Below are 24,416 nucleotides of genomic sequence, written 5' to 3' on the forward strand. Positions count from 1 at the left end.
CTCTCCTCGTTTCCGCGCCACTGCCGCAGCCGTGTCGCTCAGTCGCGGGTGCGGCGGAGCAGCCAGACGAAGTAGGGCGCGCCGACCAGCGCGATCATCAGCCCCGCGGGCAGCTGCGACGGCGCGATCAGGGTGCGGCCGAGGGTGTCCGCGACGAGGACGAGCAGGCCGCCGAGCAGCATCGCGACCGGGACGATGCGCCCGTGGCGCGCGCCGACCAGCGTCCGGGCCAGGTGCGGCGCGACCAGACCGACGAAGCCGACCGTGCCGACGGCGACGACCGCCAGCGAGGCGAGCACGGCGGCCAGCGCGAGCACGCCCAGCCGGGTGCGCTCGGGCCGGACGCCGAGGATCCGCGGGGTGTCCTCGTCGATCGCCAGCAGGTCGAGCCGGCGGCGCAGCCCGAGCAGCACCGGCAGCAGCACCAGGATCCCGAGCGCGACCGGCAGCACGTCCGGGAGCGAGCGGCCGTAGGTCGTGCCGGAGAGCCAGGTGAGGATCCGCGGGGTCCGCCACGGGTCGGAGCTCAGCAGCAGGAAGGCGGTCACGGCGCTCAGCGCGTAGCCGGCACCGATGCCGACGAGCACGAAGCGGTCCGGCTGCAGCCCGCCGCGCCAGGAGAGCAGCGCGATCGCGCCGAAGGTCGCGAGCCCCGCGGCGATCGCCATCGCGATCAGCACCGGCCGGCCGCCGCCGCCCAGCCCGGTGGTGACGACGATCACGGCACCGAGCCCGGCGCCGGCCGTGATGCCGAGCAGCCCTGGCTCCGCCAGCGGATTGCGCACGGTGCCCTGCACGGCGGTGCCGGCGAGGGCGAGCGCTCCGCCCGCGAGCACGGCCGCGGCGATGCGCGGCGCCCGCTCGTCGAGGGCGCGGGCGACGAGGTCCGGTGCCGCGCTCTGCAGCCAGAGGACGACGTCGCCGAGCCGCAGCTGCAGGCTCCCCGCGAGCAGGGCGAGCACGATCGTCACGGCGAGCAGGACGGCGACGACCCCGAGCACGACCCGGAACCGCCGCGCCGTCCGCAACGTCGAGCGGACCGTCCGCGCCGATCGCGCCGCACCGGCGTCGCGCATCCGCAGGGCGAGCACCACGATGACGAGCCCGCCGAGCACCGCGGTGGGGATGCCCGTCGGGATGGCCGTGGCTCCCTCCGGGCTGAGGATCGCGCGCAGCAGCGCGTCGGCGAGCACGATCAGCGCGGCGCCGATCAGCGCCGACGCGGGCACCAGGAAGACGTGGCGGCGCAGCGCCGGCACCCGCGCGGCCAGGAGCCGGGTGAGGACGGGGGCGCCGAGGCCGACGAAGGCGATCGGACCGGCCAGCGTCACCGAGGTGCTGGTGAGCAGGACCGCGCAGAGCACGGCGAGCGCCCGCGTCGAGCGGACCGGGACGCCCAGCGAGGCGGCGCCGTCCTCGCCGAGGCCGAGCACGTCGAGGCGGCGCGAGAGCAGCAGCGCGAGCGCGAGCACGACGACGATCAGCGGAGCGGCGCGCGCCGACGCGTCGATGTTGAGCTGCCCGAGCGAGCCGCTGCCCCAGGCGAAGAGCCCGGTGGTGTTCTCCCGGAAGAGGATCAGCAGCATCGCGGTGCCGGAGTCGAGCGCCATCGCGATCGCCGAGCCGGCCAGGATCAGCCGGGTGCTGGAGGTGCCCGCGGCCCGCCCGGTGAGCGCCAGCACCAGCGCCGCCGCGGCGAGACCGCCGAGGAAGGCGACTCCGCTGGACGCCCAGAGCGGCACGGTCAGCGAGAAGGCGGCCACCGCGGTCAGGGCGAAGTAGGCGCCCGCGGTCACCGCGAGCGTGTCGGGGGAGGCGAGCGCGTTGCGCGAGATCGACTGCAGCAGCGCGCCGGCGGCGCCGAGAGCCAGGCCCACGGCGATGCCCGCGCACAGGCGCGGCAGCCGCGAGCCGGCGAAGACGTCGCCGGCCGAGACTCCGCCGACCGACACGTCCTCGCCGAGCAGCGCGCGCAGCAGCCCGTCCGCGCCGATGCCCGAGGTGCCCTGGGTCAGGTGCCAGAGCCCGATGAGCACGACCGCGACGGCGAGGGCCGCGAGCACGCCGACGCCGCCGAGCGCCGCGCGCCGCCCGGAGAGGGCGGTCGCGCGGCGCTCGGCGGCGGTCGGCGTCGTCGTCACTCGCCGACGATGACGTCCACGAAGGCGTCGATGGCCTGCTCGCCGGACTTCGGTCCGCCCGCGCCCCAGACGCCGGGCGGGAACTCGAAGGCGCGGCCCTGCTGCACCGCCGGCAGCGCGGACCAGACCGGGCTCTTGGCGAGCTCGGTGACGTAGCTGTCGGGGGTGCCGTCGTTGGAGTAGACGAGGTTCGCCTCGCCGACCGCGGTCAGCCCCTCGATGTCGGTCTGCGCGAGTCCGTAGGAGGGGTCGACGCCGCCGCTGCCGTAGGAGTCGTTGATCTCGTCGGTCCAGGCGCCCTCCAGGCCGAGCTCCTCGCCCAGCTCGGTGAACAGCGCGCCCTTCCCGTAGGGGCGGATGACGACGTTGCCGCTCTCGATCCAGCCGTCGAAGAACACGAACTCCGGCGTCGCGAGCGCCGCCTCGGCGACCTCGGTCTTGGCGTCGGCGAGGTGCTGGTCGAACTCCGCGAGCACTGCGTCGGCGCGCTCGGTCCGGCCGGTGGCCTCGCCCAGGAGCGAGAACACCTCCTTCATGTTGTCGATCTGGCCGCTCGCGTCCGCGCCGATGGTGGCGAGCACGGGCACGTCGCGCTCCTCGAGCTGGGCGAGCAGCTCGTCGTCGGCGCTGTACGCCTCCATCACGATCAGGTCGGGGTCGAGGCCGTAGAGGGTGTCGAGGTCCGGCTCGCCGCGCTCGCCCACGTCCGCGGTGCTCGCGGGCAGCGTCTCGGCGCTGACGTAGGTGGCGTAGTCCTCGGTCGAGGCGGCGCCGACCGGGGCGACGCAGAGCGTCAGCAGGTCCTCGGTCTGCTGCCACTCCAGCACGACGATCCGCTCGGCGGGCGCGTCGAGCTCGACGGTGCGGCCGAGGCTGTCGGTGAGCGAGACGGCGCCGGTGGCGGTCGCGGTGTCGTCGGCGGCGCACTCGGCGGAGTCGACGGTGCCGGCCGCGTCGGCGCTCTCGACGGCGGTGGTTCCGCAGCCGGTCAGCAGGAGCACTGCGACGGCGGCCGCGGCCAGGGCGGCGGGGAGGAGGGGGGCGCGGGTCATTCTTCGGTGTCCTCTCGGGAACGGGCGGGGGTCTGGTCGTGCAGGCGGACGCTGTGCCGGCTGACGGGGTCGATGCGCAGGTGTCCGGTCCGCTCGTCCACGGCGACCTCGACCCGCAGTCCGTAGGCCGCCTCGATGTGCTCGGCGGTGAGCACCTCGACGGGAGCGCCCTCGGCGAGGACGCGCCCGTCGCTGAGCAGCAGCAGGCGGTCGGCCACGCGCGCGGCATGGTCGAGGTCGTGCAGCACGACGCCGACGGCGGCCCCGTGCACCTCGGCGAGATCGCGGATCAGATCGAGCGTCTCCACCTGGTAGCGCAGGTCGAGGTGGTTGGTCGGCTCGTCGAGCAGCACCACGCCGGTGTCCTGCGCGAGGCAGGCCGCGAGCCAGACCCGCTGCAGCTCGCCGCCGCTGAGCTCGCCGGCCGCGCGCTCCGCCATCGACAGCACCCCGGTGGTGGCCATCGCCTGCTCCACCGCCTCGCGGTCGCGGGCGGACGGCCCGGCGAAGGCCCGGCGGTGCGGGTGGCGGCCGAAGGCGACGACCTCGCGGACGCTGAGGCCCTGCGGGGCGGTGCGGCTCTGCGCGAAGAGGGTCACCTCGCGGGCGAAGTCGCGGCTGCTCAGCGCGGTCGCGGGCCGGTCGCCGGCGAGGGTGACGGCGCCGCCGCTCGGGGCGTGCAGCCGCGCCAGGGCGCGCAGCAGCGTCGACTTGCCCGAGCCGTTCGGCCCGACGAGCGCGGTCACCCGCCCCGGCTCGAGCCGCACCGAGACACCGTCGACGACGGTGCGCCGGCCGAAGCCGAGCACGAGGTCGGTGCCGGCGAGGCGCGAGGACGCGCGCGCGAGCTCGGGGGAGGGAGGCATGGGAGGAGCGGATTCCTGCGTCGGAGGGGAAGCGGGAGGGGATCCGCTGAGTAAGGGTTGGCTTACCTTCCTCAGGCTAGGCGGCCGCCCCACCGACCGCAATCGACTGCCGACGACACCGGATAGAGCGTTCCGGCCAGGTGCGGCCGCAACCGGTCAGGAAGCGGCCGTGCGCTGATCCTGCGCGAACGCACCCGGTGTGGTCCCCATCACCCGCTTGAACGCCGCGATGAAGGTGCTCGGGTGCGTGTGGCCCATCAGCTCCGAGACGTCCTGCACGCTGCGCCCCTCCGCCAGCAGCGCGAGCGCCCGGTGCGCCCGCAGCGCCTGGCGCCACTGCAGGAACGACAGCCCGGTCTGCGCGCGGAGGACCCGCGAGAGGGTCCGCTCGCCGACGCCGAGGTGCTCCGCCCAGTCGGCGAGCGTCCGCCGGTCGGTCGGGTCGTCGAGGAGGGCCGCGACCAGGGGCGCGAGCCGCTCGCCCTGCGGCACGGTGACGGAGTACTGCTCCGCCGACGGCGCGATCACGTCGAAGACCACCGCCTCCGCCCGCAACCGCGCCGCCGCCTCGAGGTCTGTCCGCGCGAGCCGGGTGAGCAGCGCGGCGAGCACCGGGGTGATCTCGACGAGGACCGGCGCCGTGATCGGCACGGGGGAGCGCTCCGGATCGAAGAGCGCGTCGCAGAGCGCGGTGCGCGCGGTCGTCCGCCCGGCGTGCTCCGTGCCGGCCGGGATCCAGACGCCGAAGCCGTCCGGCACGGTCAGGATCCGGTGCTCGAGCCGGACGGTCATGGTGCCGCCGCGGACCCAGACCAGCTCGTGCAGCGCGTGCCGGTGCGGCGCGAACTCGTGCGGCGCCTCGAGCCGGACGCTGCCGGCCGCGATCGCGAACGGCTCGGCGATGCGCGTCGGCGCACCGGTGTCCGCGACGACGACGGTGCTCGGCTCGCGCCGCCAGGTGCCCCGCGCGCTGTCCTCGTCCATGCCCACGATCTTAGGAAGCGTCCGCGCCGGGCAGACTGTCCCGGTGACCGCAGCGCAGATCTTCCGCGACCGCCTCGTCGAGCACATCGACGCCGTCGGCTTCGGCGCGCACGGCCTGCACGTGCTGATCGGCGACGACACGGCCGAGCACCGCTGGGCGCCGGACGTCCGCGAGGACGTGCACTCCGTCGCCAAGGGCGTCTGCGTGCTGGCCGCGGGGCTGGCCGTCGACGAGGGCCTGATCTCTCTCGACGAGCCACTGGGATCCCTGACCGCCGACGTCACCGCGGACCTGGGTGAGGGAGTCGCGGCGCTCACCCTCCGCCGGCTCCTCAGCATGACGAGCGGCATCGACCTGCCGTGGTCGCCGACCCTGATGACGGACTGGCCGGACCTCGCCGTCGAGTTCCTCCGCCGGCCCTCCGCCGGGCCCGTCTTCCAGTACTCCAACGCCAGCAGCTACACCGCGATGCGGCTCCTGGAGACGCGGGTCGGCGACGTGGGCGTGTACGTCGACCGCCGCCTGCTGCGACCGCTCGGGATCGAGGGCGCGGAGTGGGAGCGCTGCCCGAACGGCCGCATCGTCGCCGGCAGCGGACTGGCGCTCCGCACGGAGGAGACCGCCCGGATCGGCCGGCTGATCCGCGATCGCGGCCTCTGGCGCGGCGCGCGGATCCTCGCGCCCGAGTGGAGCGATCTGATGCACTCCGACTGGGTCGCCGCGGGCACCGGCCCGGGCTACCGGCGCTACGCCCTCGCCGGCTGGGACGGCCCCGGCGCGAGCTGGCGCCTGCACGGCGCCTACGGCCAGCTGCTCGTCTTCGCGGGCGACGCGGTGGTGACGATCAGCGCCGACGACCATCCGGGCGCCGACGCGATCGCCGCGTTCATCGCGGCGGAGCGGGCTGCCGCCCAGCACTGACAGCCGGCCAGCACCGACGGCCGGCCCGCACCCGCGGACTACTCGTCGCGGTCGGTGTACTCGCCCTCGCCGGTGGAGTCGGGGCCGGAGCCCTCGGTGTCGACGTAGCTGCCCTTCTCGGTGCTCGACTCCTCGTGCGAGGAAGTATCGACGTAGCTGCCCTCCCGCTCGCCGTCGGTGTGCGAGACGCCGTCGGTCTCGGTGTACTCGCCCTCGGCCGAGGTGTCGGTGCTGTGTCCGTCGGTGCTGTGTCCGTGGGTGCCGTGGCCGTCCGTGCCGTGGCCGTCCGCGTCGCCGTCCGCGAGGTGGCGGCCGCGTCGGGTCGTCTCCTCGGTCGTGCCGCCGCTCTCGGTGGTCGTGGTGGTCTCGAACTCGTCGTCGTGTGCCATGGCGGGGCTCCTCGCCTCATCGCGTCGGGTGGATGCAGTCGACGATCCTGCACCCGGTCCGCCGGTGCAAGCCGTCGCGGCTGCACATCCGCGCACCTTGACATCCGGCGCACGTCCGCGACACGTCGGCGTCCCGGGCGCTTCGCCGTTCCCCGCCCCGAGCGCAACTCCTGTCGCGACCCGTCCGCCGCCGCCTAGCCTCCGAGCATGACTGCACGGACTGCACGCACCCGCTGGAGCGTCATCGGCCAGCTCGGCCCCCTCTTCGACGACGGTGGCCCGATGCTGCTCGTCGAGGCCCGCTCGGCCTTCGGTCGGCGGCCGATGCACCGCGCGAAGGCGCAGCTGCTGCTCTCGGCCCTGCGTCACCGCGGCCGCGAGCTCGGCGACCGCGTCGAGTACGTCCGCGCCGAGACCTTCGCGGAGGGGCTCGCGGGCCGCGACGACCTCGAGGTGATCGACCCGCCGACCCGGGGCGGCCGCCGCCTCGCCCGCCGGCTGGGCATGAGCGTGCTGCCCAGCCGCGGCTTCGTGACGGAGGAGGAGGACTTCCGCGAGTGGGCGCTCGCGAAGTCGGGCAAGCGCCTCCTCCTCGAGGACTTCTACCGCTGGAGCCGCGAGCGCACCGGCGTGCTGATGCGCGGCGACCAGCCCGAGGGCGGCCGCTGGAACTACGACCACGACAACCGCAACCCGCCGCCCAAGGGCGCGTCGCGGCTCGGGCTGCCCGACCCGTGGTGGCCGGAGGAGGACGACATCGACGAGGAGGTGCGCGCCGACCTCGCCCGCTGGGAGCGCGAGGGCGCGATCCGCCTCGTCGGCGAGGACGGCCCGCGCCGGTTCGCGGCGACCCCCGCGGAGGCGGAGGCGGCGCTCGCCGACTTCGTCTCGTCGCGGCTCGGCGACTTCGGCACCTACGAGGACGCGATGCTCTCCGGCGACTGGACGATGGCGCACTCGCTGCTGAGCGCCCCGCTCAACCTCGGCCTGCTCGATCCGCGCGCCGTGATCGACGCCGCCGCGGCCGAGCACGCCTCGGGCGGCGCCCCGCTCGCGAGCGTCGAGGGCTTCGTCCGGCAGATCCTCGGCTGGCGCGACTACGTCTGGCACCTCTACTGGCACCTCGGCCCGGACTACCGCGAGCGCAGCAATGCGCTCGGCGCGAAGGCCCCGCTGCCGCAGCAGCTGCTCGACCTCGATCCGGCCGGCATCGAGGCGAACTGCCTGCACGAGACCCTCGACGACGTGCGCCGGCACGGCTGGGCGCACCACATCCAGCGGCTGATGGTGCTCGGCAACTGGGGCCTGCAGCGCGGCTGGGACCCGGCCGAGCTGAACGACTGGTTCGTCGACGTCTTCGTCGACGGCACGGAGTGGGTGATGCCCGCGAACGTGATCGGCATGTCCCAGCACGCGGACGGCGGGATCGTCGCGACCAAGCCGTACTCCTCCGGCGGCGCCTACATCAACAAGATGTCGGACTACTGCGGCGGCTGCCGCTTCAACCCGAAGGTGCGCCTGGGCGAGAACGCCTGCCCGGTCACCGCCGGCTACTGGGCCTTCCTCGACCGCACCGAGCCCGTCCTCCGCGGCAACCACCGGATGGCCCAGCCCCTCGCGGGTCTGCGAGCCCTCTCCGACCGCGCCGCGGTCGTCGACCAGGAGCGCCGCCGCGAGAGCTACTGACACCGCTGCCGATCGAGTGGAGCGCTCCGCGCCCCCTGCTGATCGAGTAGCCCGCCTCGCGGGCGTATCGAGATCCGCGGTCTGCCGGGGCCCGGTCTCGATACGCGCTGCGCGCTACTCGACCAGCATGAATCGGTGAGCGCTGACGCGCCTTACACGCGCTGCATGCTGATCGAGTAGCCCGCGGAGCGGGCGTATCGAGATCCACCCACCGTCAGAACGGTGCGGGAACAGTGTCGAAGCGGGGCCCCGGCGGCCGTTCGGGCGGCCGGCCGGGCAATGGCGGTGGCCGGTTGCTGATCCGCCGGCCGGTGGGGCTCGTCCACTCGAGCGTCCCGTCGTCGTCGATCCGGTCGTAGCTCCACTGCTCTCCGTGCCGGACGTGGTGGTGGGACGTGCAGAGGCTGACGAGGTTCTCGAGGGACGTCTCGCCGCCGTTGCGCCACTCGAGGGTGTGGTCGGCCTCGCTGGTCGCGGCAGTCCGGGTGCAGCCGGGGAAGCGGCAGGTCTGATCGCGGAGTTGGAGGTGCAGGCGCATCTGCGCGGGCGGGACGCGCCAGGTGCGGCCGACAGACACGACGGCGCCGGTGTCCTGATCGGTGAGGACGCGGGTGAAGGAGGCCGCCGTGCGGATCAGCTCGCGGGCGATCTCGGCGGGGACCGGCCCGAAGCCGTCGAGATCCGCAGGGGCGTCATCGAGACCCGCGTCGGTGCACACTGCGAGGGTCAGCCGCACCTCCGCGCGGACACCGGGGACGAAGGTCGGGTCGGGGCGATGCTCGGCGTTCGGCGTGGTGCCGGCGATGTCGCCGTCGCAGAGCAGGTCGACGGCGGCATCGGCGCTGAGCTGCTGAAGGGTGCGGGGGTCGCCGTCGTCGCGGAGGGTGCGGGCGATGCGGCGGAGTCGGTCGTAGGCGCCCATCACCGCCGGCGCGGGGGCGTGAAGGCAGAGCGTCGCCATCCCGTCGACGTCGGGCGTGACCCAGACGGCGCGGTCTTCCCGGGCGCGCGCGTGCCGTTCGGCGAGGGGCTGCTCGTGCAGCTCCTCGCGCCAGCGGCTGAGGGCGCGGCGCAGCTGGGTCGTCGTCATCGTGAGGGCGGCGTCGGCGGCGCGCTCGTCGAGTGCCGCGCGGGAGTTCTCCGGGAGGCTGCTCGCGGTCCTGCAGATCGCCTCGCCGGCCTCCCAGAGGATCCGCGCGTCACAGAGCAGCGCGCGGGTGAGCGGGAGGTGCTCCATCAGCATCTGGGCGGTCTCGAGGCGGCGGGAGACCTCCCGCTCGGAGACGCCGACCGTCGCCGAGAGCTCGGCGCGGATGGAGCGCTCGACGAGATCTCGCGTCTCGCTCCGGGACGCGCCGCGGGCGAACGCCTCCGGGACGGTGAGGGCGACGCGGTAGCCGCGGTGCATCCGTTCTGCGGCCCTGAGGCGCGTCGGGGACGCGGCGCGCTCGGCGGCCGCGGAGTCGTCGAAGCAGTTGCGCACCTCCGCGAGTGCTGCTGCGTTCTCATCTTTTGACATACGCGTATTGAATCAGGGGCCACCGACAACCGGGTCGGAACCATGGGCTGATCGGGGACAACGTCGTCGGATCGCGAGTGTGGAGGAGACCCGCTCCCGAACCTGTCAGTGATGGTGGGTCTCGAGACGCCGCCGAAGGCGGTTACTCGACCAGCAGGGGAGGGCCGCCGGAGGCGGCTGCTCGACCAGCATGAACGGCCGCCCTGCGGGGTGCTCGACCGGCTTGTGTCGCCTCTCTTGCTGGTCGAGTAGCGCGTGCAGCGCGCGTATCGAGACCCACTCGCGTCAGAAGGACGAGCCTGCAGACCGGCCTTGCTGATGACGGTGGGTCTCGATGCGCCCCTGTGGGGCTACTCGACCAGCATGTCCGCGAGCGTCTCTTCCCTGGAGAGGCACCGTCGTGAGAGGGGGAGATCCGTGAGGCGACCAGCGCCCCCGCGCCGCTCCGCCTAGCCCGCGCGGTACACCGACACGGTCACCGCGACCGTCACCGTCGTCGTCGCCGAGCGGCCCGCCAGCAGCGCATCCACCGCCGCCGCGTCGACGTGGTGCGCGCTCGGCCCCATCAGCACCTCGGCCCGCAGCTCGCCGGGCGTCATCGCGACCGCGTAGTCCAGCTCCTCGCGCGCCACCCGCTCGAAGCCCTGCAGCTGCTCGTCGAGCCGCTCCGCCTTCCCCGCGTCGATGCCGAGCATCCCGAACACCGGGCGGATCTCGCCGAGGTGCCGCTCGCGCGGCGTCACCACGATCGCGACCCCGCCCGCCCGCAGCACCCGCCGCATCTCGGGCGCGTTCCGCGGCGCGAAGACGGTCAGCAGCGCGTCCGCGCAGCCGTCGGCGAGCGGCAGCGGCTGCCACAGGTCCGCCGTCGCCACCGCGGCACGCGGATGCGCGCGCGCAGCCCGCCTCGCGGCCGCCGCCGACAGGTCGAGCCCCAGCCCGCTCGCCTCCGGCCGCGCCTCGAGGACCGCCGCGAGGTACGCGCCGGTCCCGCAGCCGAGGTCCACGACGAGCCCCGCGTCCGCCGGCACCGCGGCGGCGACCGCGTCCTGGATCAGCCGGTAGTGCCCGGAGCTCAGGAGCACGTCGCGCGCCTGCACCATCGCCGCGGTGTCGCCCGAGGTGGCGTGCCTGCCGCGCAGCAGCGAGACGTAGCCCTGGCGCGCCACATCCGCGCTGTGTCCGAGCGGACAGCGCAGCAGCGTCGGCCGCGGCAGCGCGTCCGGCGCCAGCCCCGCCCTGCAGACCGGGCAGGCGAGCGCGGGCAGGACCGCCGACCCGGGGACGCCCGCCGGGTCGAAGGGGTGCCGGCTCACGCGGGGCGCTCCGTCGGGAGCGGCTCCGAAGCGAGCTGCTCCGGATCGCGCCGCATCGCCGTGATCGCCGAGTTCAGCGTCGCGATCACCGGCACCGCGAACAGCGCGCCGGCCAGTCCCGCCACCTCGAGCCCGGTCGCGACGCCCAGCACCACGGCGAGCGGGTGCACCTTGACCGCCGAGCCGAGGATCAGCGGCTGCAGCACGTGCCCCTCGAGCAGGTGCACGACGACGACGACGCCGATCATGATCAGCGCCGCCACCGGTCCGCTGAACAGCAGCGCGACGATCGCCGCGAGCGCCCCCGTCACGATCGCACCGAGGAACGGAACGAAGGAGCCGAGGAACACCACGATCGCGATCGGCACGACCAGCGGAAGCTGCAGAGCGAGCGCGCCGATCCCGATGCCGATCGCGTTGATCGCCGCCACCCCGAGCTGGGCCCGGACGAACTGGCTCAGCGTCCGCCAGCCGGCCGCGGCCCCCGTCTCCAGCGGCAGGCGCGCGGCGCGCGGCATCAGGCGGAGGAACCAGGTCCAGATCCGCCGGCCGTCCAGCAGCAGGAAGATCAGCGAGAACAGGGTGAGCAGCGCGCCCGCGAACACCTCGGCCACCTGCGAGCCGACGGCGAGGGCCCCTGAGGCGATGGTCGACGCCTGGCTGTCGGCCCAGTCGATCGCCTTCTGCGCCCAGTCGCCGAGCTGCACGTCGGAGAAGCCGAGCGGCGGGCCCTGCAGCCAGGCCTCCACGTCGTCGACCGCGTCGAGCGCCCGTTGCCCGACACCGCCGAAGCCCGCGCGCGACTGGACGACGACGAGCCCGATGAGGCCGACCAGCGCGAGCAGGAGCGCGAGGATCGAGACGAGCACGGCCAGCGGGCGCGGCAGCCGCCAGCGCTCGAGCCGGTCGCGGAGCGGAGTGAGCAGCGCGGTGACCAGGATCGCGATCAGCACCGGCACCACGACGACCGGCACCAGCGCGACCAGCTTCACGACCAGCCAGAGCAGCGCCGCGACGGCCAGCACCCGCCAGCCCCAGGCGGCGGCGATGCGCATGCCGGGGGAGACGTCGTGCGGCGCGTCGCCGACGGCGTCCGGGGGAGTCGCGCCAGGCGGAGTCGCGCCAGGCGGAGTCGCGCCGGGAGGGGTCGCGGCCGGAGGGGTCGCCGTCGCGTCGCGTCTCCCGTCGCGCGGTCGGCGTCCTCGCATGTCCCCTCCGATTTCCCTCGCAGTGTACGACCGCGGCGGACGACCTGCCCGGGAGTCCCGCGCCGGAACGACGGATCCGGTTGCGAAACGACCGGATAACTGACGTAATGGAGGCACTATGGCCCTCACGAGCACGGTTTTCGAACGATCCGCCCCCGATCCCACCGTCGTCGACGCCGCCCTGGCCGGCACGCGGCGCGGGGTGTTCTGGCTCGAGGACCCCGAAGCCCCGCGCCCGGCCCTCGCCGGCGCCGTCCGCGCCGACCTGGTGGTCGTCGGCGGCGGCTACACCGGCCTGTGGAGCGCCCTGCGCGCGAAGGAGCGCGACCCGAGCCGCCGCGTGGTGCTGCTCGAGGCCCGCTCGCTCGGCTGGGCCGCCTCCGGTCGCAACGGCGGCTTCGTCGAGTCGAGCCTCACCCACGGCCGCGAGAACGGCCTCGCGCGCTGGCCCGCCGAGGCCGCCCGCCTCGAGGAGCTCGGGGTGCGGAACCTCGACGACATCGAGGCGACCGTCGCCCGCTACGGCATGGACTGCGACTTCGAGCGAACCGGCTCGCTCGCGGTAGCGGTGGAGGAGTACCAGGTCGGCCCGCTCGCGGACGGCGACGGTGTCGCGGGCGGCCGCTTCCTCGACACCGCCGAGGTGCGCGCCCTGGTCGACTCGCCGACCTTCCTGGCCGGTCTCGCCGCGCCCGCCGAGCAGTGCGCCCTGGTGCACCCCGGCAAGCTCGTCCGCGAGCTGGCGCGCGTCGCGGAGGGGCTCGGCGTCGAGATCCACGAGGACAGCCGCGTGCTCGGCCTCGAGCGCGACGGCGTCGGCGTGCTCGTTCGCACCGCGGGCGGCTCCGTGGCGGCGGATCAGGCGATCCTCGGCACCAGCGCCTTCCCCTCCCTGCTCGCGCGCACCCGGCTGATGACCGTCCCGGTCTACGACCATGTCCTGATGACCGAGCCGCTCGACGCCGCCCAGCTGGCCTCGATCGGCTGGACCGGCCGCGAGGGCCTCAGCGACGTCGCCAACCAGTTCCACTACTACCGCCGCACCGCCGACGACCGCATCCTCTGGGGCGGATACGACGCCGTGTACCACCCCGGCGGCCGGATCCGCTCGGCCTACGAGGACCGCCCGGAGACCGACCGCGCCCTCGCCGCGCACTTCCTGACCACCTTCCCGCAGCTCGAGGGCCTGCGCTTCAGCCACCGCTGGGCCGGCGTGATCGACACCAGCACCCGCTTCGCCGCCTTCTACGGCACCGCGCTCGCCGGTCGCGTCGCCTACGCCGCGGGCTACACCGGCCTCGGCGTCGGGACGACCGCCTTCGCGGCCGACGTGCTCCTCGACCTCCTGGCCGGCGAGCCGACCGAGCGGACCGAGCTGGCGATGGTCCGCAAGCGCCCGCTGCCGTTCCCGCCCGAGCCGTTCGCGACCGCGGGCATCCAGGCCACCCGCTGGTCTCTCGACCGCGCCGACCACGACGGCGGCCGGCGGAACCCGCTGCTGCGGACCCTCGACGCGCTCGGGCTGGGCTTCGACTCCTGATCGGCCCCGACTCCTGACGGCGCCCTCCGCCCGGTAGCGTGCTCTGCGGGGGCACCGTCGGGTGCGGGGAGGGACACGGATGCTCGCGTCAGCGCTCGAGGTCCTGCTCGCGGTCGCCGGCGCCGCCGCCGGTGCGGTCCTCGTCGTCAGCGGCGTGCTGAAGCTCGGGCGGACGGAGCGGTTCCGCGCGAGCCTCGCCGCGCTCGGTCTGCCCGCCCGGCTCTCCGCGGGCCCGCTCTTCGCCCGCGCCTTCCCCGTCGTCGAGATCGCGCTCGGCCTCGCGATCCTGCTCGCCCCGTCACCGCTGCACCGCGGCGCGCTGCTCGGCGCGGTCGCGGTCGACGTCGTCTTCCTCGTCGTCGCGATCCGGGCGGTCCGCGCCCCGGAGCCGGTCGAGTGCGAGTGCTTCGGCGGCCTCGGCGACGCCAGGATGACCGGCCGCACGGTCGCGCGGAACGCCGTCCTGCTCGCGCTGGCGCTCGCCGGGCTCGTCGGGGCCGGCGCACCGGCGGAGCTGCTCGTCCCCGGAGTCCCGGCGCTGATCGCCGTGCTGCTCGCTCTCGCACTCGTCCCGGTGCGCGACCGGCTCGCCGCGCGAGCACCCGCCGCCTCGACGCCTCCTCCGGCACCCGCGTCCCCGAGCGACATCGACGACCTCGCCCTCCTCACCGCGGCCGGCGAGCCGATCGCCCTCGCCGAGTGGGCGGACCCGCCGACGCACCTCGTCTTCTTCTCGCCGTCCTGCATCTCCTGCCACGAGCTGGTCGAGCGCTTCCGCTGGTGGCCGAACGGCCTGCGGGAGGGAGAGGAGCTGATGCCCGTCTTCCTCGGCGCCCCCGCCGACTTCGCCGCCCACGAGGTGTTCGCCCCGCTCGTCGAGCACGCGCTCTACGACCCCGACCGGTCGATCGCCGCCGCCCTCGGCCGTGGCGCCACTCCGGGCCACGTGCTGCTGGATCCCGAGCACCCCCTCGGCGACGGCTGGAGCAGCGGCGCCTTCGAGATCGAGAAGCGGGTGCTCCGCCCCGACTTCTTCGAGGACGTCCGCCGCGGCGCGGTCGGACCCGCCTCCGACGCCGCCTCCGACGCCGCCGGGCACGCGTGACCCCGCTCCTGGTGGTGCTGGTCCTCGCGCTGGTCGTGATCGCCGGCGCCGCCGTCGTCGGCCCGCGCCTCGGCGTCGCCTCGCCGCTCGTGCTGGTCGGGATCGGGGTGGCCGCGAGCTTCCTGCCCGTCGTCGGTCCGATCGAGATCGAGCCGGAGTGGATCCTGGCCGGGGTGCTCCCGCCGCTGCTCTACTCGTCCGCGGTGTCGATGCCGGCGATGAACTTCCGTCGCGAGTTCGGTGCGATCAGCGGACTCTCGGTGCTGCTGGTCGTCGGCACCTCGCTCGTGCTCGGCCTGTTCTTCCAGCTGGTCCTGCCGGATCTCGGCTTCGCCTGGGGCGTCGCTCTCGGCGCGATCGTCAGCCCCACGGACGCGGTGGCGACGTCGATCGTCAAGGGCACCTCCGTCTCGCGCCGGGTCGTCGCGATGCTCGACGGTGAGAGCCTGCTCAACGACGCGACGGCCCTGGTGCTGCTGCGCACCGCGATCGCGGCCGCCGCGGCGAGCTTCTCCTTCTGGGGCGCGCTGGGCTCGTTCGGCTACTCCGTGCTGATCGCGGGGATCGTCGGCGGTCTCGTCGGCTGGCTGAACCTGGCCGTGCGCCGCCGGGTGCAGGACCCGACGGTCAACACGATCCTGTCCTTCACCGTGCCCTTCCTCGCCTCCGTCCCGGCCGAGCTCCTCGGCGCCTCGGGACTGGTCGCGGCGGTCGTCGCCGGCGTCGTCACGGGCATCCGCGCGCCGCGCGAGCTCTCGCCGCAGAACCGGCTGTCCGACTCGCAGAACTGGCGGACGGTCGAGCTGGTGCTCGAGGGCACGGTGTTCCTCACGATGGGCCTGCAGGTCCGGGCGATCGTGACGAGCGTCGAGGAGGACCACGCCGGCGTCGGCCCGGCCGTGCTGATCGCGGTGGGCGCGCTCCTGCTGACGATCCTGGTGCGCGCGGCCTACGTCGCCCCGCTGCTCGGCGTGCTGAGGAGCCGCGGCCGGCTGCGCGAGCGGATGCGCCCGCGCGTCGAGGGCCTGCAGGAGCAGATGGGCACCGAGGAGGGCCGCGAGGAGAGCCTGAAGCGGATCAGCCGCGGGCGCCGGTCGCCGACCGCCCGCGATCTCGAGCGCTTCGGCACCCGGTTGACCCGGATGCTCGCCGACATGGAGTACTTCGTCCGCGCGCCGCTCGGCTGGCGTGAGGGCACGGCGGTGGTGTGGGCCGGGATGCGCGGCGCCGTCACGGTCGCCGCCGCGCAGACCCTGCCCGAGGACACCCCGCAGCGGTCGGTCCTCGTGCTGATCGCGTTCGCGGTGGCCGCTCTGTCGCTGCTGCTGCAGGGCGGCACGGTCGGGCCGCTGCTGCGCGCCATCGCCCCGGACGTCGACGAGGCGGCCGAGGAGAGGTCCCGCGAGGAGGAGCGCACCCGCGTCTTCGCCCTCCTGCGCACCAGCGCCGAGGCCGTCCAGGAGCCGCCGCCCGCCCCGGACGCCCCGCGGACCGAGGCGTTCCTCCAGGCCCAGCGGCACCGGCTCGCCGTGATCGCGGCCCAGCGCTCCGACCTCCTCGACGCCCGCGACAACGGCACCTTCGACGCCGACGTCCTCGCCTCGGTGCTCGCCGCCCTCGACGCCTCGCAGATCGACCTCGAGATCCGCGCGCGCACCGCCCGCTGACGTCGCGTGCGTCAGGGGATCTCCCGTCGCTCCGTCTCCCGTCGTCCCCTCTCGGAGCGGAGCTCCTCCGTCCCGAAGCGCTCGACGGCGATCCAGCGGCCGTCCTCGTGCTTGCCCATGCGCCGTTCGACGAGCTCGGGCGTCCCGCTCGGCCGGGCGATCCGGTAGACGTCGAGCTGTGTCACCGCCGCGGAGCTCTCCGCGATCACTCGCGCCGAGCTCGTGCAGATCGAGGCGTCGTCGCCGTCGCGGTAGAGCGCATCCGTCACCTGCGCGGGCACCCACCGACCGCCGAGCACGAGGAGGTCCGGATCGCCCGGGTCGGCGATCCCGTCGACGGCGCACCGGTAGCCCCGCGCCCAGCGGTCCGCGACTCGAGCCTCCGTGACAGCGCGCGGGCCGTCGACGAGGACGACGCGGACGCGGTAGCCCTGCCCCTCGAGACGCTCGACGAGGTTCCTTCCGGCGTCCGCGTTCGCGAGCGTCCCGTCGACGACGACGTTCTCGCCCCGTCGCACGGACTGGTCGCGGGCGCGCTTGATCACCATCGACGACTCCTCGTGCACGAGCGCTGCACGCTCGCGCGGCCAGACCTTCTCGCCGTCGGCCTCGACCGCGGCGACATCGGGAGGGGTGAGGTGGGACTCGTAGCTGCCGTCCTCCAGGGCGCGTCTGAGGAGGAGGTCCTTGACGTCGTCGGCGTTGAGGATGCGCCAGTCGGCCGCGGTCGTCCGGGTGCTCGCCAGCAGTTCGTCCAGAGCCGTCGTCTTGCCCGCGCCGGGCGGGCCGGCCAGGAGGATCGCCTCGCGATCGCGACGCACGTCCGGAGCCCCCGCGCGGAGAGCCCGGATCATCTCCCTCTGCGCAGTGTCCCGGCCGGGGAGCGGCTGGCGGGTCTCCTGGTCGAACCACTCCGCATTCCGCTGGGAGGCGTGAGGGCTCTCCGCGCCGATCGCTCCGCCCGCAGTGGTCAGGGCCTGGAGGACCGCTCGGTGCTCGTCGACCCGATCGGTGACGCTGCTGCTACTCACCGTCGGTCTGGCGGAAGGCCGCGGTCTGCGCCCTCAGGGCGTCGAGCGCAGCGGCGTAGACGTCCTCGTCGATCAGGTCGTCGAGTGACGCCGCCTGGACCTCGTCGAACGAGCCGGCGACGACATTGAGGAGATCCTCGTGGAGGCCGCCCGTCCTCGTCTCGGCCGTCACGTACTGCCAGGTCGTGAGCGCCTCGACGACCTGCTCGCGGGAGATCTCGCCGCGGGAGTAGCGCTCGGCGACGTGGTACGGCGAGCGGCCGAGCATCCGGCCCTCCGCGACGAGACCGAGGATCCTGCGACCCTTCGCCGCCCATCGGGAGACCTGCGGCTGAGACGCCCTGAGCTGACCCGCGATCTCGGTCTGCGAGACGCCGGAATCGGCCACCCGAGCGACCGCCGCGAGGAACTCGTCACTGCCGTGGTCGCGGCGTGTCCTCGCTCGAGCGAGCTCGCTGCGCCATTCCTTCGGGGGGATCACGTGCAGATCAGACATGCGCCACCACCTCCTATTCACGATTGTATGGTCGCGGGCCCGCCGGATCGAGGGCTGTCGCGCCACAGCCGGTTCCCTGCCGAGACCTCCGTGATCCCGGTCCTCCGCGCCGCTCGCGGGCGACCCGGTAGCCGCCCGAAACATGAGGGTCGTACGGTGAGCGCATGCGCGCAGAACTGACCCTCGGTGCGGAGGAGGAGCTCCACCTCATCGATCTCGAGTCGAGGCAGCTCTCCCCGCACGCCCCCCAGGTGCTCGCCCGGCTGCCGAAGGAGAGCTTCTCGGCCGAGCTGCAGCGGACCACGGTCGAGACGAACACCGCGGTGGTCGACTCGCTCGACGGGCTCCGGGAGCAGCTGATCTCGCTCCGGCGCGCGGTGATCGACGCCGCGGCGCCCGACGGGATCGGCATCGCCGCGGTCGGCACCGCGCCGCGCTCCGAGCACGGCGACTTCGAGCTCACCAGCACCGGCCGCTACGGCCGCATGCAGGAGCAGTACCGGATGCTCGTGGACGAGCAGCTGATCTGCGGCACCCAGATCCACGTCGGCGTCTCCGACCGCGAGCTCGCCGTGCAGATCGCCCAGCGGATCGCCCGCGACCTGCCGGTGCTGCTCTCCGCCAGCGCGAGCAGCCCCTACTGGAACGGCCAGGACACCGGCTACGCCAGCATCCGCACGATCATCTGGCAGCGCTGGCCGAGCGCCGGCGCGACCGGGCCGCTGGAGTCCGCGGCCGAGTACGACCGCCTGCTCGACGACCTGATCGCCACCGGCGTCATCGCCGACTCGAAGATGGCCTACTTCGACGTCCGCCCCTCCTCGCACGCGCCGACCCTGGAGCTGCGGGTCTGCGATGCGATGCCGATCGTCGACGACGCGGTGCTGATCGCCGGGCTCTTCCGCGGCCTCGTCCGCACCGCCGAGCTCGACATCGAGGCGGGCCGCCCGTTCCGGCACACGCCGCCGCCGATCCAGCGCGCCGCCACCTGGCAGGCCGCCCGCGGCGGTCTCTCCGGTCCGCTGCTCGACCACACCGAGCACCCCCGTCCGGTTCCCGCCGCCGAGGCGCTGCGCAGCCTGATCGCCCGCCTCCAGCCCGCGCTGGACGAGCTCGGCGACCTGGAGCAGGTGCGCGCGCTCGCCGAGGCGCTGATCGCGCGCGGCAACTCCGCCGACCGCCAGCGCGCCGTCCTCGCCGAGCGCGGCACCCTCGACGCCGTGGTCGACGCCGTGGTCGCCGAGACGCACGGCCCTGCGAGCGGCCCGATCCTGCCGGCCCCGAGCCTGCGCACCTACCGCGTCCGCGCCGGTGACGAGGCCGTCGCGACCGGCGGCCGCGCGAAGAGCGCCTACCAGCCGATCCTCGAGCACTTCCGCGGCCTCGGCCCCGAACGGCTCGAGACCCTGCACGAGTCGCGCGACCGGCTCGTCGAGCAGGCCGGGCTCACCTTCCGAGTCGGCGAGGAGGACCGGCCGTTCCCGGTCGACCTCGTCCCGCGCGTGCTCCAGGCCCACGAGTGGAGCGAGCTCGCCGCGGGGCTCGAGCAGCGCGCCCGCGCCCTCGAGTGCTTCCTGCAGGACGTCTACGGCGAGGGCCGGGCGGTGCGGGCCGGCGTGGTCCGCGATCTGCGCGGCGCGCCGGGCTGGAGCGAGGACGCCGCGCGGCTGCCCGCCGGCACCGTCCGCGGCGCCGTGATGGGCTTCGACCTCGTCCGCAACGAGTTCGGCGGCTGGCGGGTGCTGGAGGACAACCTCCGGAACCCCAGCGGCCTCGCCTACGCGCTGGGCATCCGCGCGCTGCTCGACGACGTGCTGCCCGATCTGCCGCGCCCCGCGGGCCTGCTCGACGCGTCGACGGCGCTCGCCGGACTGCGCGCGACGCTCGCCCACGGGACGAAGCGCGCGGACCCGGTGCTCGGGCTGCTCTCCAGCGGAGCGTCGAGCTCGGCCTGGTTCGAGCACCGCCGGCTGGCCGAGGGCGCGGGACTCCTGCTGCTCGAGGCGGGCGACGTCACGGTCGAGGGCGGCCGCGTCCTGGCCGGCGGCACGGTCGTGGACGCGCTCTACCTGCGGCTCGACGTCGAGCTGGCCGACCTCGTCGCCGGAGACCGCCCGATCGGCCGCGAGATCCTCGAGGTCGCGGCGGCCGGCGACGTGTACCTGGCGAACGCGCCCGGCAACGGCGTCGCCGACGACAAGGCCCTCTACTGCGCGGTCCCCGAGCTGATCGGCTACTACCTCGACGAGCGCCCGCTGCTCGAGTCCGTGCCGACCTACCGCCCCGAGGACGAGGCCGAGCGCCGGATCGTGCTCGAGCGGGTCGGCGAGCTGGTCACCAAGCCGGTCGACGGCTTCGGCGGCCGCGGCGTGATGATCGGCCCGTCGGCCCCCGCGGCGCGGGTCGCCGAGCGGCGCGCCGAGATCGCGGCGGACCCGGGCGCCTGGGTCGCCCAGGAGGTGGTCCGGCTCTCCTCGCTGCCCGCCTTCTCGGGCACCGACCTGCAGCCGCGGCACGTCGACCTGCGCGCCTTCGTCTTCGTCACCGGCACCGGGCCCGGCGACGTCCGCCTCGCCGACCTCGCGCTCACCCGCGTGGCGGCGGAGGGCAGCATGATCGTCAACTCCTCGCGCGGCGGCGGCGCGAAGGACACCTGGATCGTCGGAGGCTGAGATGTGCGGCATCGCGGGCGAGATCCGGTTCGACGGCGCGCGCGCCGACATCGGCGCCGTCGACCGGATGACCGGCTGCCTCGCGCACCGCGGCCCGGACGGCGACGGGCTCTGGGCGGCCGGGCCGGTCGCGCTCGGGCACCGGCGGCTGGCGATCATCGACCTCTCCGCGGCCGGCGCGCAGCCGATGGTCGACGCCGCGCTCGGCCTGACGATCGTCTTCAACGGCTGCATCTACAACCACCGGGAGCTGCGCGCCGAGCTGGAGGGGAAGGGGCACCGCTTCTTCTCGCACTCCGACACCGAGGTGATCGGCAAGGCCTACGCCCAGTGGGGCGAGGACTGCGTCGACCACCTGCTCGGCATGTTCGCCTTCGCGATCGTCGAGCGCGAGTCCGGCCGGGTGGTGCTGGCGCGCGACCGCCTGGGCATCAAGCCGCTCTACCTCGACGAGACCCGCGAGCGGATCCGCTTCGCCTCGACGGTCCAGTCCTTGCTCGCGGCCGGCGGCGTCGACACCTCGATCGACCGCACCGCGCTGATGCTCTATCTGAGCTTCCACTCGGTGGTGCCCGCCCCGCGCACGATCCTCGCCGGCGTCACCAAGCTGCCGCCGGCGACCGTGCGCGTGATCGAGCCGGACGGCACGAGCCGCGAGCGCGTCTACTGGGAGCCGGTGTTCGCCCGCGATCCCGACCGCGCCGCCTGGAGCGAGCGCGACTGGCAGGAGGCGCTGCTCGCGTCCTTCCACACCGCCGTCTCGCGCCGGATGGTCGCGGACGTGCCGGTCGGCGTGCTGCTCTCCGGCGGCATCGACTCCAGCCTGATCGTGGCGCTGCTCGCCGAGGCCGGCCAGACCGGGCTGCAGACCTTCTCGATCGGCTTCGACGCGGCGGGCGGCGAGTCCGGCGACGAGTTCGAGTACTCCAGCCTGGTCGCGGAGCGCTTCGGCACCGACCACCACCGCCTGCCGATCGACTCCGCGCGGCTGCTGCCCGGGATCGACGCGGCGGTCGGCGCGATGAGCGAGCCGATGGTCTCGCACGACGCCGTCGCCTTCCACCTGCTCAGCGAGGACGTCTCGCAGCACGTGAAGGTCGTGCAGTCGGGTCAGGGCGCCGACGAGGTGCTCGGCGGCTACGACTGGTACCCGCCCCTGGCGCACGTGCCGCGCGAGCGCGCCGTCGAGGCCTACGCGGACGTCTTCGTCGACCGCCCCTTCTCCGCGCTGCAGGCGCTGCTGGCCCCCGCCTGGCGCGGGGACCCCGATGCCGCGACCGCCTTCCTCGCCGAGCGCTTCGCCCGCCCCGGCGCCGACACGGCCGTGGACGCGGCGCTGCGCAACGACACCGCGGTCATGCTCGTCGACGACCCGGTGAAGCGGGTCGACAACATGACGATGGCCTGGGGCCTGGAGGCGCGCGTGCCGTTCCTCGACCACGAGTTCGTCGAATTGGTCGGCACGATCCCGCCGGAGCTCAAGCTCGCCGACGGCGGCAAGGGGATCCTCAAGCGGGCCGTCCGGGGCATCGTGCCGGACGAGGTGATCGACCGCACCAAGGGCTCGTTCCCGGTGCCGGCCATCCGCCAGCTGGAGGGGCCCTATCTGGAGCGGGTGCGGGCGGCGCTGACCGACCCGGCCGCGCGGCGCCGAGGGATCTTCGATCCCGCGACAGTCGATGCGCTGCTGGCCGACCCGAACGCGACCCGCACCCGCCTGGGCTCGAACGAGCTCTGGCAGCTCGCCCTGCTCGAGATTTGGCTCCAGGAGCACGGCGTCGGCTGAGCGGTGCCGGAGGATGGAGGCATGACGCTTCCGCTCACCGATCCGCTGCAGGCCGACCGTCTGGATGCCGCCGAGGAGCTCGCGCTCGGACTCGTGCACGCCTGGGGCAGCTGGGGTCCGACGATGACCCCGGACGCCGCCCGCGTCGCCTTCCTCAGCGATCGCGGCGGGTCGCCGGAGGTCTGGGTGCAGGACGTCGTCGTCGGGGCCGAGCCGAGCGAGGCGCGCCGCATCGCGCTCACGGAGGATCCGGTGCTCGAGGTCTCCTGGTCCGCCGACTCCGCCTGGCTGGCCTGCCTCGTCGCGACCGACGGCGGGGTGCGCAGCCAGGTCTGGGTGGTCCGCCCCGACGGCTCGGACGCCCGCCGCATCGCCGGCTCCCGCGACGCCCACGCCGAGCTCGGGCCGTGGACGCGCAGCGGGCACCACGTCGTCGTCACGATCCCGTCGGCCGAGCCGGAGCAGCCGACACGCTCCTTCCTGGTCGACCCGGTGACGGGCGAGCGGAAGCCGCTCGTCGACGGCGACCTGATCTCGGTGCTCGACCTCTCGGTGGAGGAGCGCCTCGTTGTGGTCCGCGACGGCCAGCGCGGCCAGCAGTACTGCGTGGTCGTCGACCGGCTGACGAACGAGAACCACGCGCTCCTGCCCGACTCGGGCACCGGATCCACGGACGTCGCGCTGCTGCGCCCCTCGCCGCTGCACGACACCGAGAGCCCGATGGTCGCCTACCTCGCGACCGACGTCGACCTTCCGCGGCGCCAGCTCGTCGCGATGCCGCTCGGCCCGGACGGCTGGCGCGGCCGGATCCGCCGCCTCGCCGCCCGCGACGACGCCGAGCTCGAGGGCCTGGACGCCGACGACGCCGGCCGGATGCTGATGCTGGTCTGGAACGTCGCGGGCTCGAGCGAGATCGAGCTGCTGGACACCACCACCGGCGCGCGGGTCCCGGTCACCGGGCTGCCGGGACTGGTGGCGACGACGCCGGTGCTGTCCCGCGACGGCGGCGCGGTGATCCTCGGCGTGGAGGGCCCGGAGCGCCCGCGCGAGCTGTGGCGGCTGGACACGGCGACCCACGAGTGGTCCCGGATCACCGGGGTGCCGACACTCGACGCGCCGCCGCTGATCGTGCCGACCCTCGAGCGCTTCGCGGGCCGCGACGGCCTCGCGCTCTCCGGCTGGCTCTACCGCGCGCCCGGGGCGACGGGGCCGGGAGCGGCGATGCTCAGCCTGCACGGCGGTCCGGAGTCGCAGGAGCGGCCCACCTTCTCCGCCCAGCACCAGGCCGTCGCCGCCGCGGGGATCACCGTCTTCGCGCCGAACGTGCGCGGCTCCTCGGGCTTCGGCCGCGATTTCGTGCACGCCGACGACGTGGAGAAGCGCCGCGGCGCCTTCGACGACGTCCTCGCGGCCGCCGCGCACCTCGTCGACGCCGGGATCGCCGATCCGGCGCGGATCGCCGTCACCGGCCGCTCCTACGGCGGCTACCTGACGCTCGCGTCGCTCGCCTTCTCGCCCGGCGTCTTCGCCGCCGGCGTCGACATCTGCGGGATGTCGCACCTGCAGACCTTCTACCGCGACACCGAGCCGTGGATCGCCTCCGCCGCCGTCACCAAGTACGGACACCCCGAGCACGACGCGGAGCTGCTCGAGGAGCTGTCGCCGCTGAACGCGGCCGCCGCGATCGACGTGCCGCTGCTCGTCGTGCACGGCGAGCTCGACACCAACGTCCCGATCGGCGAGGCCCGGCAGATCGTCGCGGCACTCGAGGAGCTCGGCCGCCCGGTCCGCTACCTCCAGCTGGACGGCGAGGGCCACGAGTACCGCCGTGCCGACTCGAAGGAGGCGCTGCTGCGCGAGCTCCTGCACTTCCTCACCGAGTCCCTCGCCGCCCCGCCCTTCATGCTGGTCGAGTAGCCCCGCAGGGGCGTATCGAGACCCGGCGGTTTCATACGGTTGTTGCAACGGAGGGGTGGTTGCATGCCGGGTCGTCGGTTGGATGCGGGTGAGCGGGGTCAGATCGCGGTGTTGTTCGC

Annotated in this window: 18 protein-coding genes; 8 read left to right on the top strand and 10 right to left on the bottom strand. The window is 74.4% G+C overall.

Annotation, left to right across the window (positions count from 1 at the left end):
* Positions 1–38 precede the first annotated feature (38 nt).
* The 4 genes from EDF36_RS21655 to EDF36_RS20400 all read right to left on the bottom strand — a co-directional run bounded on the left by EDF36_RS21655 (position 39) and on the right by EDF36_RS20400 (position 5,043).
* Complete coding sequence (locus EDF36_RS21655) at positions 39–2,141, bottom strand: iron ABC transporter permease (protein WP_221181703.1); 2,103 nt, start codon at positions 2,139–2,141, stop codon at positions 39–41.
* Positions 2,138–3,193 carry an ABC transporter substrate-binding protein gene (locus tag EDF36_RS21660; RefSeq protein ID WP_221181704.1) on the bottom strand — a complete coding sequence of 352 codons (1,056 nt, stop codon included), beginning with the start codon at positions 3,191–3,193 and terminating at the stop codon, positions 2,138–2,140. The genes EDF36_RS21655 and EDF36_RS21660 overlap by 4 nt, the downstream gene beginning before the upstream one ends.
* The gene (locus tag EDF36_RS21665) at positions 3,190–4,059 is read right to left on the bottom strand and encodes an ABC transporter ATP-binding protein (RefSeq protein ID WP_123734412.1); all 870 of its coding nucleotides are present in this window, start codon (positions 4,057–4,059) and stop codon (positions 3,190–3,192) included. The genes EDF36_RS21660 and EDF36_RS21665 overlap by 4 nt, the downstream gene beginning before the upstream one ends.
* Before the next feature lie 156 nt (positions 4,060–4,215).
* Positions 4,216–5,043, bottom strand: a complete 828-nt coding sequence (locus tag EDF36_RS20400; protein WP_123734413.1) for a helix-turn-helix domain-containing protein — start codon at positions 5,041–5,043, stop codon at positions 4,216–4,218.
* 43 nt (positions 5,044–5,086) lie between these two features.
* Here EDF36_RS20400 and EDF36_RS20405 point away from each other — a divergent pair, with 43 nt between their 5' ends.
* A complete protein-coding gene (locus tag EDF36_RS20405; RefSeq protein ID WP_123734414.1) occupies positions 5,087–5,965 on the top strand; it encodes a serine hydrolase in 879 nt (292 codons plus the stop codon).
* 38 nt (positions 5,966–6,003) lie between these two features.
* On the opposite strand, the gene EDF36_RS20410 is transcribed toward EDF36_RS20405, so the two are convergent.
* Positions 6,004–6,354: a hypothetical protein gene (locus tag EDF36_RS20410; protein ID WP_123734415.1), complete on the bottom strand. Its 351-nt coding sequence runs from the start codon at positions 6,352–6,354 to the stop codon at positions 6,004–6,006.
* A 207-nt stretch (positions 6,355–6,561) separates the two neighbouring features.
* Between EDF36_RS20410 and EDF36_RS20415 the strand changes: the two genes are divergently transcribed.
* Positions 6,562–8,040, top strand: coding sequence for a cryptochrome/photolyase family protein (locus EDF36_RS20415; RefSeq protein ID WP_123734416.1), 1,479 nt, complete (start codon positions 6,562–6,564; stop codon positions 8,038–8,040).
* A gap of 214 nt (positions 8,041–8,254) precedes the next feature.
* On the opposite strand, the gene EDF36_RS20420 is transcribed toward EDF36_RS20415, so the two are convergent.
* From EDF36_RS20420 to EDF36_RS20430, 3 genes are all read right to left on the bottom strand, one after another.
* Entirely contained in the window at positions 8,255–9,559 is a 1,305-nt protein-coding gene (locus EDF36_RS20420; protein ID WP_123734417.1) for an HNH endonuclease signature motif containing protein, read from the bottom strand.
* Positions 9,560–10,008: 449 nt separating this feature from the next.
* On the bottom strand, positions 10,009–10,875 hold the full coding sequence (locus EDF36_RS20425) for a methyltransferase domain-containing protein (RefSeq protein ID WP_123734418.1): 867 nt from the start codon (positions 10,873–10,875) through the stop codon (positions 10,009–10,011).
* Positions 10,872–11,930, bottom strand: a complete 1,059-nt coding sequence (locus EDF36_RS20430) for an AI-2E family transporter (RefSeq protein ID WP_221181705.1) — start codon at positions 11,928–11,930, stop codon at positions 10,872–10,874. Before EDF36_RS20430 ends, EDF36_RS20425 begins: the two co-directional genes overlap by 4 nt.
* A gap of 271 nt (positions 11,931–12,201) precedes the next feature.
* Here EDF36_RS20430 and EDF36_RS20435 point away from each other — a divergent pair, with 271 nt between their 5' ends.
* The 3 genes from EDF36_RS20435 to EDF36_RS20445 all read left to right on the top strand — a co-directional run bounded on the left by EDF36_RS20435 (position 12,202) and on the right by EDF36_RS20445 (position 16,395).
* Positions 12,202–13,623 carry an FAD-binding oxidoreductase gene (locus EDF36_RS20435; protein WP_123734420.1) on the top strand — a complete coding sequence of 474 codons (1,422 nt, stop codon included), beginning with the start codon at positions 12,202–12,204 and terminating at the stop codon, positions 13,621–13,623.
* A gap of 79 nt (positions 13,624–13,702) precedes the next feature.
* On the top strand, positions 13,703–14,728 hold the full coding sequence (locus tag EDF36_RS20440; RefSeq protein ID WP_123734421.1) for a peroxiredoxin: 1,026 nt from the start codon (positions 13,703–13,705) through the stop codon (positions 14,726–14,728).
* Positions 14,725–16,395 carry a sodium:proton antiporter gene (locus tag EDF36_RS20445; protein WP_123734422.1) on the top strand — a complete coding sequence of 557 codons (1,671 nt, stop codon included), beginning with the start codon at positions 14,725–14,727 and terminating at the stop codon, positions 16,393–16,395. Before EDF36_RS20440 ends, EDF36_RS20445 begins: the two co-directional genes overlap by 4 nt.
* Positions 16,396–16,406: 11 nt before the next feature.
* Here the strand turns inward: EDF36_RS20445 and EDF36_RS20450 are convergent, their stop codons facing one another.
* Together EDF36_RS20450 and EDF36_RS20455 are read right to left on the bottom strand one after the other, a co-directional pair.
* Positions 16,407–17,426, bottom strand: a complete 1,020-nt coding sequence (locus EDF36_RS20450) for a zeta toxin family protein (RefSeq protein WP_123734423.1) — start codon at positions 17,424–17,426, stop codon at positions 16,407–16,409.
* Positions 17,419–17,922, bottom strand: coding sequence for a hypothetical protein (locus EDF36_RS20455; protein ID WP_123734424.1), 504 nt, complete (start codon positions 17,920–17,922; stop codon positions 17,419–17,421). The genes EDF36_RS20450 and EDF36_RS20455 overlap by 8 nt, the downstream gene beginning before the upstream one ends.
* Before the next feature lie 164 nt (positions 17,923–18,086).
* Here EDF36_RS20455 and EDF36_RS20460 point away from each other — a divergent pair, with 164 nt between their 5' ends.
* From EDF36_RS20460 to EDF36_RS20470, 3 genes are read left to right on the top strand one after another with little or no spacing between them, the layout of a single operon-like run.
* Positions 18,087–20,594 (top strand): glutamate--cysteine ligase, encoded by a 2,508-nt coding sequence (locus EDF36_RS20460; RefSeq protein ID WP_123734425.1) that lies wholly within the window; start codon positions 18,087–18,089, stop codon positions 20,592–20,594.
* A gap of 1 nt (position 20,595) precedes the next feature.
* The gene (locus EDF36_RS20465; RefSeq protein ID WP_123734426.1) at positions 20,596–22,380 is read left to right on the top strand and encodes an N-acetylglutaminylglutamine amidotransferase; all 1,785 of its coding nucleotides are present in this window, start codon (positions 20,596–20,598) and stop codon (positions 22,378–22,380) included.
* Positions 22,381–22,401: 21 nt separating this feature from the next.
* The gene (locus EDF36_RS20470) at positions 22,402–24,297 is read left to right on the top strand and encodes a S9 family peptidase (RefSeq protein WP_123734427.1); all 1,896 of its coding nucleotides are present in this window, start codon (positions 22,402–22,404) and stop codon (positions 24,295–24,297) included.
* Positions 24,298–24,416 lie beyond the last annotated feature (119 nt).

It is taken from the genome of Rathayibacter sp. PhB152 (assembly GCF_003751395.1).
GTDB lineage: Bacteria > Actinomycetota > Actinomycetes > Actinomycetales > Microbacteriaceae > Rathayibacter > Rathayibacter festucae.

Bases quoted from the DNA above. Each gene is read 5' to 3' on its own strand.
- EDF36_RS20470 (WP_123734427.1), top strand. From the start codon at position 22,402: ATGACGCTTCCGCTCACCGATCCGCTGCAGGCCGACCGTCTGGATGCC.
- EDF36_RS20420 (WP_123734417.1), bottom strand. From the start codon at position 9,559: ATGTCAAAAGATGAGAACGCAGCAGCACTCGCGGAGGTGCGCAACTGC.
- EDF36_RS20415 (WP_123734416.1), top strand. From the start codon at position 6,562: ATGACTGCACGGACTGCACGCACCCGCTGGAGCGTCATCGGCCAGCTC.
- EDF36_RS20410 (WP_123734415.1), bottom strand. From the start codon at position 6,354: ATGGCACACGACGACGAGTTCGAGACCACCACGACCACCGAGAGCGGC.
- EDF36_RS20460 (WP_123734425.1), top strand. From the start codon at position 18,087: ATGCGCGCAGAACTGACCCTCGGTGCGGAGGAGGAGCTCCACCTCATC.
- EDF36_RS20440 (WP_123734421.1), top strand. From the start codon at position 13,703: ATGCTCGCGTCAGCGCTCGAGGTCCTGCTCGCGGTCGCCGGCGCCGCC.
- EDF36_RS20435 (WP_123734420.1), top strand. From the start codon at position 12,202: ATGGCCCTCACGAGCACGGTTTTCGAACGATCCGCCCCCGATCCCACC.
- EDF36_RS20430 (WP_221181705.1), bottom strand. From the start codon at position 11,930: ATGCGCATCGCCGCCGCCTGGGGCTGGCGGGTGCTGGCCGTCGCGGCG.
- EDF36_RS20465 (WP_123734426.1), top strand. From the start codon at position 20,596: ATGTGCGGCATCGCGGGCGAGATCCGGTTCGACGGCGCGCGCGCCGAC.
- EDF36_RS20400 (WP_123734413.1), bottom strand. From the start codon at position 5,043: ATGGACGAGGACAGCGCGCGGGGCACCTGGCGGCGCGAGCCGAGCACC.
- EDF36_RS21665 (WP_123734412.1), bottom strand. From the start codon at position 4,059: ATGCCTCCCTCCCCCGAGCTCGCGCGCGCGTCCTCGCGCCTCGCCGGC.
- EDF36_RS21660 (WP_221181704.1), bottom strand. From the start codon at position 3,193: ATGACCCGCGCCCCCCTCCTCCCCGCCGCCCTGGCCGCGGCCGCCGTC.
- EDF36_RS20455 (WP_123734424.1), bottom strand. From the start codon at position 17,922: ATGTCTGATCTGCACGTGATCCCCCCGAAGGAATGGCGCAGCGAGCTC.